At 72.8% G+C, this 10302-nt stretch carries 13 protein-coding genes; 4 read left to right on the forward strand and 9 right to left on the reverse strand.

Features of this window, described 5'->3' with window-relative positions; translation table 11 throughout:
* On the forward strand, positions 1 to 286 hold a 286-nt coding region (locus tag G3I41_RS21810), incomplete at its 5' end, for a helix-turn-helix transcriptional regulator (protein ID WP_164402092.1).
* 41 nt (positions 287 to 327) lie between these two features.
* Here G3I41_RS21810 and G3I41_RS21815 read toward each other — a convergent pair.
* Complete coding sequence (locus G3I41_RS21815; protein ID WP_164402093.1) at positions 328 to 1473, reverse strand: winged helix DNA-binding domain-containing protein; 1146 nt, start codon at positions 1471 to 1473, stop codon at positions 328 to 330.
* 118 nt (positions 1474 to 1591) lie between these two features.
* Here G3I41_RS21815 and G3I41_RS21820 point away from each other — a divergent pair, with 118 nt between their 5' ends.
* A complete protein-coding gene (locus G3I41_RS21820; RefSeq protein ID WP_164402094.1) occupies positions 1592 to 2470 on the forward strand; it encodes a DMT family transporter in 879 nt (292 codons plus the stop codon).
* 38 nt (positions 2471 to 2508) lie between these two features.
* Here G3I41_RS21820 and G3I41_RS21825 read toward each other — a convergent pair whose 3' ends face one another.
* Together G3I41_RS21825 and G3I41_RS21830 are read right to left on the reverse strand one after the other, a co-directional pair.
* Positions 2509 to 3093: a TerD family protein gene (locus G3I41_RS21825; RefSeq protein ID WP_164402095.1), complete on the reverse strand. Its 585-nt coding sequence runs from the start codon at positions 3091 to 3093 to the stop codon at positions 2509 to 2511.
* Positions 3094 to 3304: 211 nt separating this feature from the next.
* Complete coding sequence (locus G3I41_RS21830; RefSeq protein WP_164402096.1) at positions 3305 to 3535, reverse strand: DUF6296 family protein; 231 nt, start codon at positions 3533 to 3535, stop codon at positions 3305 to 3307.
* A gap of 163 nt (positions 3536 to 3698) precedes the next feature.
* Between G3I41_RS21830 and G3I41_RS21835 the strand changes: the two genes are divergently transcribed.
* Both G3I41_RS21835 and G3I41_RS21840 read left to right on the forward strand, forming a co-directional pair.
* On the forward strand, positions 3699 to 4151 hold the full coding sequence (locus G3I41_RS21835; RefSeq protein WP_164402097.1) for a DUF5709 domain-containing protein: 453 nt from the start codon (positions 3699 to 3701) through the stop codon (positions 4149 to 4151).
* Between the two features lie 123 nt (positions 4152 to 4274).
* On the forward strand, positions 4275 to 4637 hold the full coding sequence (locus G3I41_RS21840; RefSeq protein ID WP_164402098.1) for a nuclear transport factor 2 family protein: 363 nt from the start codon (positions 4275 to 4277) through the stop codon (positions 4635 to 4637).
* Positions 4638 to 4693: 56 nt separating this feature from the next.
* On the opposite strand, the gene G3I41_RS21845 is transcribed toward G3I41_RS21840, so the two are convergent.
* The 6 genes from G3I41_RS21845 to G3I41_RS21870 all read right to left on the reverse strand — a co-directional run.
* Entirely contained in the window at positions 4694 to 6079 is a 1386-nt protein-coding gene (locus G3I41_RS21845) for an LLM class flavin-dependent oxidoreductase (protein ID WP_164402099.1), read from the reverse strand.
* Positions 6063 to 6908, reverse strand: a complete 846-nt coding sequence (locus tag G3I41_RS21850; protein ID WP_164402100.1) for an ABC transporter ATP-binding protein — start codon at positions 6906 to 6908, stop codon at positions 6063 to 6065. The genes G3I41_RS21845 and G3I41_RS21850 overlap by 17 nt, the downstream gene beginning before the upstream one ends.
* Entirely contained in the window at positions 6884 to 7756 is an 873-nt protein-coding gene (locus G3I41_RS21855) for an ABC transporter permease (protein WP_164402101.1), read from the reverse strand. Before G3I41_RS21855 ends, G3I41_RS21850 begins: the two co-directional genes overlap by 25 nt.
* On the reverse strand, positions 7753 to 8820 hold the full coding sequence (locus G3I41_RS21860) for an ABC transporter substrate-binding protein (RefSeq protein ID WP_164402102.1): 1068 nt from the start codon (positions 8818 to 8820) through the stop codon (positions 7753 to 7755). The genes G3I41_RS21855 and G3I41_RS21860 overlap by 4 nt, the downstream gene beginning before the upstream one ends.
* Before the next feature lie 30 nt (positions 8821 to 8850).
* Positions 8851 to 9375 carry a flavin reductase family protein gene (locus tag G3I41_RS21865; protein ID WP_164402103.1) on the reverse strand — a complete coding sequence of 175 codons (525 nt, stop codon included), beginning with the start codon at positions 9373 to 9375 and terminating at the stop codon, positions 8851 to 8853.
* A 333-nt stretch (positions 9376 to 9708) separates the two neighbouring features.
* The coding region (locus G3I41_RS21870) for an ROK family protein (protein ID WP_164402104.1) at positions 9709 to 10302 on the reverse strand (594 nt) is incomplete at its 5' end.

Genomic DNA, 10302 nt, shown 5'->3' on the forward strand with positions numbered 1-10302 from the left:
GGTGCTGGACCCGGCCCTGCGGGACGAGCTGCTCGCGGTGTGCGGACGGCTGGCCTCGGCGACGGGCGCCCGGGAGCCGGGGGCGCGCGAGGTCCGGCTCGCGCCGCGCGAGATCGATGTGCTGGCGTGTGTGGCGGCGGGCGCGACGAACGCGGTGGCGGCGGACCGGCTGGGGCTGCGCCCGGAGACGGTGAAGGGCTATCTGCGGTCCGCGATGCGGCGGCTGGGCGCGCACACCCGGCTGGAGGCGGTGGTGGCGGCCAGGCGGGCGGGGCTGCTGCCGTAGGGCGTGCCCCCGGGCTCACAGGGCGATACGCCGCGCGCTCCTCAGCGCCCCAGGTCCACGAACTTCCCGAACCGGACGTCGTGCTCCGCGGCCGGGGTCATCGCCGTGACCAGGTCCGCCGCCTCCTCCGTCAGGGCGTCGCGCTCGGCGGCGGTGAGCGGGCGGACCTCCTGCACGGTGAGGACGGCCGGGGCGTCGCGCGGGGTGTCGAGCCGCCAGACCGCCGCGAAGAACCCGTCCAGCAGCACGCTGCCGTAGGCCTGGTTGCCCACCCCGTTGAGGCCCTTGAGGGGCGCCGGGATGATGCGGGTGCGGTCGGCGTGGCCGAGCAGGACGTTGTCGAACTCGGGCAGGAAGCGGGGCGGGGCGGGGGTGTCCTCGGCGGGACGGGGGGCGTCGGGCAGGTCGAAGAGTTCGGTGCCGTGCTCGTCGCGGAAGGTGACGAGCCGGGGCCGCAGCCGCTCGAAGACCTCCTTCAGGCGGGTCAGCCCGGCCCAGGTCTGCATGTCCTTCACCGAGGCGGGGCCGAACGCGCCGAGGTAGCGCAGCACGGCGTCCTCGATGTCGGGGGCCTCGCCGGCCGGGCGTCCGAGCCAGTGCTCGACGGTGGTGAGCGCGACGCCGCCGCTGACGCCCCAGAGGCCGCGTGGGGTGACCTGGACCAGGGGCAGCAGACAGCGGGCGGCGGTACTCAGGGCCTGCGGGTCCGCTTCGGGCCACTCGGTGAGCAGCCGGGCGCGGATCTCCTTCGGTGTGCGGGGCGTCTCCTCGACGTAGGCCCTGCTCAGCTCGCGCAGACGGTCCAGGTCCACGCCCGTGAGCCCCTTGCGGAAGATGCCGAGCTCCCGGTCGCGGGCCGCCTGCACCAGGGGCCGCAGCGTGAGGGCGTCGTCGGCGGTGTGGGTGTGGATGGTCGAGCGCAGGGTGACGATGCGGACGACCTCGCGGGACTCCATCAGCGCGGACAGTTCGGCCGGCCGGAAGCCGTGGAGCCGGGCCAGGAGCTGGTAGTACGGCGGCTTGGTGTTCTGCGCCTGGAGACCGACGAGGCGGGTGACGGCGTCCTTCGCGCTCATCGCCGTCCGGCGCAGCAGGAGCTGGCGCTCCAGGGTCGCCCGGCCGAGGGCCCTGGGCGTGAGCACGGGGGCGGGGACGGCGCCGGCGGAGGTCTTCTTCTTCACGGCCATGACGGGCACCGTACGCGTCCATGCGGTCGGATCCGGTCCTGATGGCAGACTTCCCGGGCCGCCATGCCGTCATCCGCCGAAGCCGGGATCGGGGCGGGGCCACCCGCATGATGGTCCCGTGATCGCCGTCGTATTCGCCGTCCTGACCGCCCTCAGCAACGGTTCCGCGTCCGTACTCCAGCGCCGGGCCGCCCTCGACGTGCCGCAGACCGAGGCCATGCGGGTGTCACTCATCGGCCATCTGCTGCGCCAGAAGGTGTGGCTCGCGGGGATCGCCCTGGTGATCGTGGCAGCCGTCTGCCAGGCCGTGGCCCTGGCCACGGGGCCGATCTCCGTGGTGCAGCCCATCTTCGTGATCGAGCTTCCGGCGACGCTGCTGCTGGCCGGTTTCATGATGCGGGCACGGGTACCCCGCGCGGTCTGGCTCGGGGTCGCCGCGGTGACGGCCGGGCTGGCCCTCGGCATGGCGACGGCCGCGCCGGGCGGCGGCAGCGACTCCGTGCACGGGGCGGCGTGGGTGCCCGCGCTGATCCTGACGGGCGTGTTCGAGGCGCTGCTGATCGCGGGCGCGCTGGCCACCCGGGGCGATCTCCGGGCCGCCCTGCTGGCCACCGCCGCCGCCTGCGGTTACGCGCTGACCGCCGCGCTGATGAAGGACGCGATGGCGCGGCTCGACGCGGGCGGCGCCGGGGCCCTGTTCGGTTCCTGGCAGCTGTACGCCACGGCGGCGGCGGGGGTCGGCGCGCTGTTCCTCCTCCAGAACGCCCTTCAGGCGGGAACGCTCGTCGCCGTGCAGCCGTGTCTGACGCTGGGCGACGCCCTGATCAGCGTCCTGTACGGGGTGACCCTGTTCGGCGAGGAGGTGCGCACCGGCTGGTGGGTGCTGCCCGAGCTGCTGGCCCTGGGCCTGATCGCGGCGGGGTGCGTGGAGCTGGCGCGGTCGCCGCTGGCCGCCGGGAACCCGACGGCCCCGGCCCGCGCGCGCCGGGTCGACTGACCGGGCGCGGACGGACCGGGGCCGCGTCGTACGCCGTACTACTTGCTGATCGCGAACCGCATCAGGGCGTGCTCGTCGCCCTGCTTGATCTTGCCGGTCTCGTTGATCACCTGGAGCTTCCAGCCGGCGCCGACGCGCATGGCCTTCGCCACGGCGCAGCCGTTGTCGCTGGTGAGCAGGGACGGCCAGATGTCGGCGACCTGCTGGCTGCTGCCGCCGGTGGCGTCGTAGACCTTGATGCTGACGTTGCGCGCGTTCTGGAAGGCGCTGCCCTTCTTGTACGCGGCGGCGACGAAGACGATCGCCGTGACGTTCGAGGGGACCTTGGCGAAGTCGACGGTCACCGTCTCGTCGTCGCCGTCGCCCTTGCCGGTCTGGTTGTCACCACTGTGGATCAGCGAGCCGTTGCCCAGCGGGTCCAGGGAGTCCAGGCCGGCCAGCCGCACCGGGTCCGCGCCCTGCATCGCGATGGCGATCAGGTCGAGGTCGGTCCCCTTCTTCTGCTTCAGCTTCCCCATCAGCCCGCCACTGCTGCCGACGGTGGGGTCCCAGGAGACGCCGATGGAGAGGTGGGTCACCCCGTCCAGGTCCGCCGGGCCGTCTTCCTTCTTCAACGTGATCATGCGTGATCCTCTTCGTGGCGAGATTCCTACAGGGTGAGTCTGCCTGGTGTCCTCCCGCTACCCCTCACCCGGGGCAAAATTTCGACCAAGTGTGGGAGGGGCCCGACCAGAATGTCCTGCCTCGGCATGATGTACGGGCACGTTTCCCCGTGTATAAGGGCATGCGGAGCTGCCCGGACCGCGGCCGGACCGGGCGTCGGTTGTCAGCCGGTCAGGCGGCTTCCTCGCGCACCACCGTCGGCGTCCCCAGATGCTGGTGACCGCCGCTGGCGAGCATGCGGACCTCCGCGTGATCGCTGATCTCGGCGCGGACGATGCCGGTGTCGTCCTCGTAGACGGGGTGTCCGCCCGCACCGCTCTGTGCCGTCCGGTGGACGGTGACGGCGTCGTCCTCCACTGCCGCGGACTGGAAGACGAGCTCGTAGCTCTCCGGATACTCCATGACGGCTCTCCAGACGACCGTTTCCGGGCAGGCTCTCGGAGCGCGCCCGCCCTGCACTGCCCATGGTCGCGCACACCCGTGCCGGATGCAGATGCGCGCTCTGCGGGGCCGGACGGGGGCTGCCTATGCTGAAGGAGAGCCGCGTCGCGGGAAGGGAAACGCCATGGACGAGGCCGGTCTGGGCGACGACGTCTATCAGCCCCAGCAGGAGTCGGAGGCATCCGATCCGGTCGAGCAGCTCGACACGGAGGACACCTTGGACGACCCGGACGTGGAAGACGTCCTGGACCGGGGCTACTCGCCTCCCGAGCGCCCCTACGCCGTGGACGACCTCGGCACCACCGCCGCCGAGCAGCACCGGGGCGAGTCCCTGGAGAGCCGGCTGGCGCGCGAGCGGCCCGAGGACGGCGGCCCGCCCGGTGACGGGGTGGGCGATGTCGTGGACGGGGACGGCGAGCCCTGGGACCGCGAGGTCGGCACCGTACGCGCCGGGCGGCTCACCCGGGACCTCGACATCGACGAGCCGGACAGCACGGCGGGCGAGGACGTCGGGATCGACGGCGCCGCCGCCTCCGCCGAGGAGGCCGCCGTGCACGTCATCGCGGACGAGGCGTAGCAGCCGGGTCCGTCCCCCTTACCCCGGAGGTAATCGACGCCCCGCGCGCCGTCGGACATCGTGTTCCCCACGAGCACAGCGCTCCCGGCCCACCGGCCGGAAGCCTTACGGGAGGGATCCACGATGACCGCCTACGACGACGCCGTGCAGCGCTATCTCGCCGCCTGGAACGCCGGGCCCGAGGAGCTGGAGAAGGCCGTCGCCGCCGCGTTCACCGACGACGCCGCGTACACCGACCCGCTGGTCGACGTCCGGGGGCACGAACAGCTGGCGGCCGCCATCGGCGGGGTGCGGCAGCAGTTCCCCGGGTTCACGTTCCGCCCGGCCGGTGCGGTGGACGGCCACCACGCGCTGGTCCGCTTCGGCTGGGAGCTGGTCGCACCCGACGGCTCGGCGCCCGTTGCCGGCTTCGACGTGGCCACGCTCGCCGAGGACGGCCGGATCGCCTCGGTCAGCGGCTTCCTGGACCGGGTGCCGGCGGTCTGAACGACCAGGCGGTACGGGGACGGGTACCGCCGCCCGTCCCCGTACCGCACCCGCTGTCAGCCGGTCTGCGCGAGTCCGATGCCGTAGCCGTCCGCGTCGCGCGCCGGAGCGTCGAAGAGCCGGTTGGCGGGGCGCGGCAGTCCGTAGTGGCCGCGCAGGGTGCTCGCGGTGTACTCGGTGCGGAACAGGCCGCGTTCCTGGAGGATCGGCACCACCCGGTCCACGAAGAGCTCCAGGCCGGACGGGAGCACGGCGGGCATGATGTTGAAGCCGTCGGCGGCCCCGCTCCCGTACCAGTGCCCGATGGTGTCCGCGACCTGTTCGGCGGTCCCGGCGAAGGTGCGGTGGCCGCGCCCGCCGCCGAGCCGCCCGATGAGCTGCCGCACGGTCAGCCGCTCGCGCCTGGCCAGCTCCACGATGAGGGTGTAGCGGCTCTTGGCTCCCTCGATCTCGTCCTCGGTGGGGATGTCCTCGGGCAGTTCCGCGTCCAGGTCCAGGGCGTCCGGGTCGATCCCCAGCTGGCGGGCGAGCTGCCGTTTGGCGTACCCGGGGACGATGAGACCGTCCAGTTCGGCGTCGAGCGCCAGCGCCACTGCCTCGGTGTCCGCGATGACGGGCACGATGCCCGGCAGGATCTTGATGCCGTCGGGATTGCGGCCCGCGGCGACGGCGCGCTCCTTGACGTCCTTGTAGAACGCGATGCCCTCCTCCAGCGTCTGCTGGGCGGTGAACACCGCCTCCGCGTACCGGGCCGCGAAGTCCTTGCCGTCCTCGCTGGAGCCCGCCTGCACGAGCAACGGGTAGCCCTGCGGGGGACGTTGTACATTGAGCGGTCCGTCGACCCGGAAGAACTCGCCCCGGTGCCCGATCTGCCGCACCCGCTCGGCCAGGGCGTGCACCCCGCGCTCCTTGTCGGCGACGACCGCGTCGTCGGCCCAGCTGTCCCAGAGCTTGGTGGACACCTCGACGAACTCGCCGGCGCGCCGGTAGCGGTCGCGGTGCAGCGGGGTGTCGTCGAGGCCGAAGTTGCGGGCCGCGTCGGCGCCCGCGGTGGTGACGATGTTCCAGCCGGCCCGGCCGCCCGATACGTGGTCCAGCGAGGCGAACCTGCGGGCCAGGTTGTACGGCTCGTTGTAGCTGGTGGAAGCGGTGGCGATGAGCCCGATGTGCCGGGTCGCGCCGGCGAGGGCGGTGAGCAGGACCGTCGGCTCCAGCTTGGCCGCGGGACGGCGTCCCGGGTCGCCCATCAGGACCGGGCTGTCGGCGAGGAAGACCGAGTCGAGCCGGCCGCGTTCGGCGATCCGGGCGAGGTTCTTGTAGTGCTCGATGTCGGAGTTCGCGTCGGCCGGGCTGCCGGGCAGCCGCCAGGACGCCTCGTGGTGGCCGGTCGACATGAGGAAGGCGTTGAGGTGGAGCTGCTTGCGGTCAGGCGTGCGGGTCATGGGAGTCCTTGGCTTCGGTGGCGGGCTGGGCAGACCTGGGGTCGTCCTGCCGGTCGGGCGCGGACCCGGCCCTGACCGGCTGGACGACCCCGAGGGCGGCGAGCAGGGTGTCGCGGTATTCCTGGAAGCGGGGGTCGCGGCGGGAGCGCGGGGCCGGGAGGTCGACGGTGAGGTCGACGGAGATCCGGCCGTCCTCCAGGACCAGGACGCGGTCGGCGAGCTCGACGGCCTCGTCAACGTCGTGGGTGACCAGGAGTACCGCGGGGCGGTGGCGTTCGTAGAGTTCGCGGAGCAGGTCGTGCATCCTGATCCGGGTGAGCGCGTCCAGGGCGCCGAACGGCTCGTCCGCCAGCAGCAGTTCGGGCTCGCGGACCAGGGCGCGGGCGAGGGCGGCGCGCTGCTGTTCACCGCCGGACAGCTCGTGCGGCCAGGAGCGGTCGCGGCCCCCGAGGCCGACCTCGGCCAGGGCAGTGAGGCCGCGCTCGCGGGCCTTCGGGCCGCGCAGACCGAGGGTGACGTTGTCGATGAGCCGGAGCCAGGGCAGCAGCCGGGAATCCTGGAAGGAGAGCGAGACCCGGTCGGGGACGGTGAGTTCCCCGGAACCCTCGACGCTGTGGTCGAGGCGGGCGACGGCCCGTAGCAGGGTCGACTTGCCGGAGCCGCTGCGGCCGAGCAGTGCGGTGAACTCGCCCGCGCCGACGGTGAGGTCGAGCTCCTTGAGGATGTCGCGGTCGCCGAAGCGGCGGACCAGTTTCCGGGTGCGGATGGCGGGGCGCGGGGCCAGGACCGCGGCGCCGCGGGCGGTCACCCCGCCAGGGTGCGTCGCCATGACAGGACCTTCCTCTCCACGGCGCGTACCGCCGCGTCCGAAGCGAAGCCGAAGATCCCGTAGGCCACCAGGCCCACGATGATCACGTCGGACTGGGCGTACTGCTGGGCCTGGAACATCATGTAGCCGATGCCGCTGGTGGCGTTGATCTGCTCGACGACGATCAGGCCGAGCCAGGAGGCGGTGACGCCGAGGCGCAGGCCGACGAAGAAGCCGGGCAGCGAGCCGGGGACGACGACCTTGCGGATGAACTGCGCGCGGCTCAGGTCGAGCCCTTCGGCGAGTTCGACGTAACGGCTGTCGATGCCGGTGAGCGAGGCGTACGTGTTGACGTACATGTTCACCGCGACGCCGAGCGCGATGACGGTGACCTTCATCTGCTCGCCGATGCCGAGCCAGAGGATCAGCAGCGGGAGCATGGCCAGGGAGGGGATGGCGCGCTTGATCTGGAGCGGCCCGTCGAGGAGGTATTCGCCGGTCCGGCTCAGTCCGGCGGCGACGGCGAGGAGGACCCCCGCACCCACCCCGAAGAGGAGGCCGAGCCCGGCGCGCTGGAGGGAGATGAGGACGTTGTCCTGGAGTTGACCGCTGGACACGAGGTCGGAGGCGGTGGAGAGGACCGTGCCGGGGCCGGAGAGTATCCGGGGGTCGAGATAGCCGGTGGCGGAGGCGGCCCACCACAGGGCGATGACCAGCACCGGGCCGATGAGCCGCCCGAAGGGTATGGCCCGGCCGGGGCCCAGCCGCCTGCGGGTGCCGCTCGGTGCCGCCGGTGGCGCCTTCACGGGGGCGGCGGCGGTGTCCGACGGCGGGGCGGGGCGGGTGGTGTGGGTCAGCAGTTCGGTCATGACGTCTCCCGGTACTCGGCGGGTACGGCCTCGGCCGCCAGCCCCTCGAAGCGGCGGTCGAACAGCTCGGTGGCGTCCTGTTCCGGGACGAATCCGCCGGCGGCCAGCAGGTCGGCGGTCTCCTGCTCCCAGGCGATGGCCTCGTCCCAGGAGGCCGGGAAGAGGGGCTTGTCGAGCGAGGCGACGATGCGCTTGCCGTCCGCCCGGGAGACGCCCTGGTCCTTCACGTAATAGGTGTCGATCCACCGGTCGGTGTTCTCCCAGGCCCAGACCTGGCCCTTGGCCCACAGCGGGATGAAGCCGCGGACGGCGGCGGCCTTGGCGCGGTCGTTCAGCACCTCGTTGGGCGCCCACAGCACGGTGAGCAGGTCCACCACGTCGGTCTTCACGGCGCGCGCCCCGTCCTTGCCGTACTGGGCGAGGTACTTGGTGAGGGTGGGCTCGCCCAGCGGGGCGGTGTCGACCTGCCCGGACTGGAGGGCGGTGAGGAACTGGGTGCTGGGCAGGGCGACCAGCTCGACGTCGTCGGTGTCGATACCCGCCTGCTTCAGCGCCCGCAGGACGACGACGCCCTGCGCCTGGCCCTGCGAGAAGCCGATCCGGCGGCCCCGGAAATCGGCGGCGGAGCGGATGTCGGAGCCCGCTCTGGTGGCGAACGCGTACAACGGGCTGTTCCGCACCTGAACCGCGACGATCTTCGCGCCGACGCCTATGGCATGAGCCTGGATCGGCGGAATTCCGGCGTTCACGGCGAGGTCGATGGAGTGCGCCCGGAAACCCTGGATGATATCGGGGCCCGCGTTGAGATTGGGCCACTGCGCCACCTGGAAAGGGAGTTCCTTTTCGAGGCCGGCGGGGGCGAGCTGGAGTTTGGTCGTACGGACGGCTACCGAGAGTTTCGTCCCCGGTGGTGGCGCCCCGGAGGGCAGTTTTCCGGACGGTTCGGCGCCGGCTGCCGCGTCGGCCTGGGGCGAGCAGGCGGCGAGGGCCCCTATGAGCGCTCCCCCGGTGAGGGCGAGGAACGAGCGGCGGCCGACCGCCGTGGGCGTGGTGTGGCGTGGCATGTGTGCGTCCTGATCCGTGGTGTCGGGTGGTCAGAGGGAGAGGTAGGCGCCGTCGTGGAAGAGCAGCGGGCCGCGGCCCTCGTCGAGCTGGGCGTCCACCACCCGGGCGATGACGATGCGGTGGTCGCCGGCCGGGACGATCTGCTCGGTCTCCACCCGCAGGTGGCCGGCCACCCCGTCGAGCAGGGGCTCGCCGCCGGGCAGGCGGTGCCAGCGGGTGGGGGCGGCGAAGCGGTCGATGCCGCTGGTGGCGAAGGTGGCGGCCAGGGGCTGCTGTTCGGCGCCGAGGAAGTGCACGACGGCCGTACGGGCGTGCTCGAAGTGCGGCCACGAGGAGGTGGTGGTCCCGATGCCGAACGAGATGAGCGGCGGGGTGAGCGAGAGGGAGGTCAGTGAGGTCGCGGTAAAGCCGACCGGGCCGCGGCCGGAGTCGGTGGTGATGACGACGACCCCGGCGGGGTAGCGGCGGAACGCCTGCCGGAAGCGGTCGGGGGCGATCCCCGCCGGGGCCGGGGCGGCGGCCTGGGCCGCGTACGAGGGCACAGTGACGGTCAACGTTTCTCCCGAAGGTGGAAAGACGAAAAGGGCAGCACGAAAAGGCAGCGGGGAATTGCGCGGAGGCGTGCATACGCACGGTGAGGCGCGCGCGGACGCGCGGAGCGTTCGCCGGATATCAGCGGGTGTTTACCGGGGGCCCGGACAGCGGCCGCGACATGAACGGGACGCGGCGGGCGCGGACGAGCGGAAGCGCGGCGTCACCGAGGGCGCTTTCGCTGCATTCCGCTGTCGGCTGGTCATGAATCCATCATCCCGTCGGCCTTCGCGGCCGGTCAACAATGCAACTGCCTGAATTAAATCGGATTACGGGGCGGGGCGGCGGCCCCGGCGTCAGGACACCGCGGGCAGCGCCGGCCACGGCCCCAACGGGTCGGTGTACAGCGAGCCGAGCGCCACCGCCGCACCCGCCACGGCCAGGACCGACCCGGTGAAGCTGCTCGGCACCACGGCCCGCTCGGGGTCGTCGCACACCACGGACCGCGCGGCCACCTCCGCCCGCAGACCGGCCAGGCACTCCGGCATCCGCCCGGCCCCCGGCTCGACCACGACCAGGACCTCCGGGTCGAACATGTCGAGGAGCAGGGCCGCCGCCCGCCCGACCAGCCGGGCCCGGCGGCGGAACAGCGCCACCGCCCGCGCGTCCCCCGCCAGCGCCTGGTCGAGCAACTCCGGGAAGGACCCGGTCACCAGCCCCTGGGCGGCGGCGCGCCGCACCATGGCCCGCTCCGAGACCTCCGACTGGAGGCAGCCGGACCGCCCGCAGGAGCACGGCTCCGCACCGCCCGGCCCCCCGGCGCCCAGGGGCAGATGGGCGATGCTGCCCGCGCCGGAGCGCGGCCCCCGGTGCAGGGCGCCGTCGGTGGCGAAGGCGGCGTCCACGACCGCGCCGACGAAGAGCAGGACCGCGCTGGCCCGGGTCGACTC

Origin of the sequence: Streptomyces sp. SID9727 (genome assembly GCF_010550605.1) — a bacterium.
GTDB lineage: Bacteria > Actinomycetota > Actinomycetes > Streptomycetales > Streptomycetaceae > Streptomyces.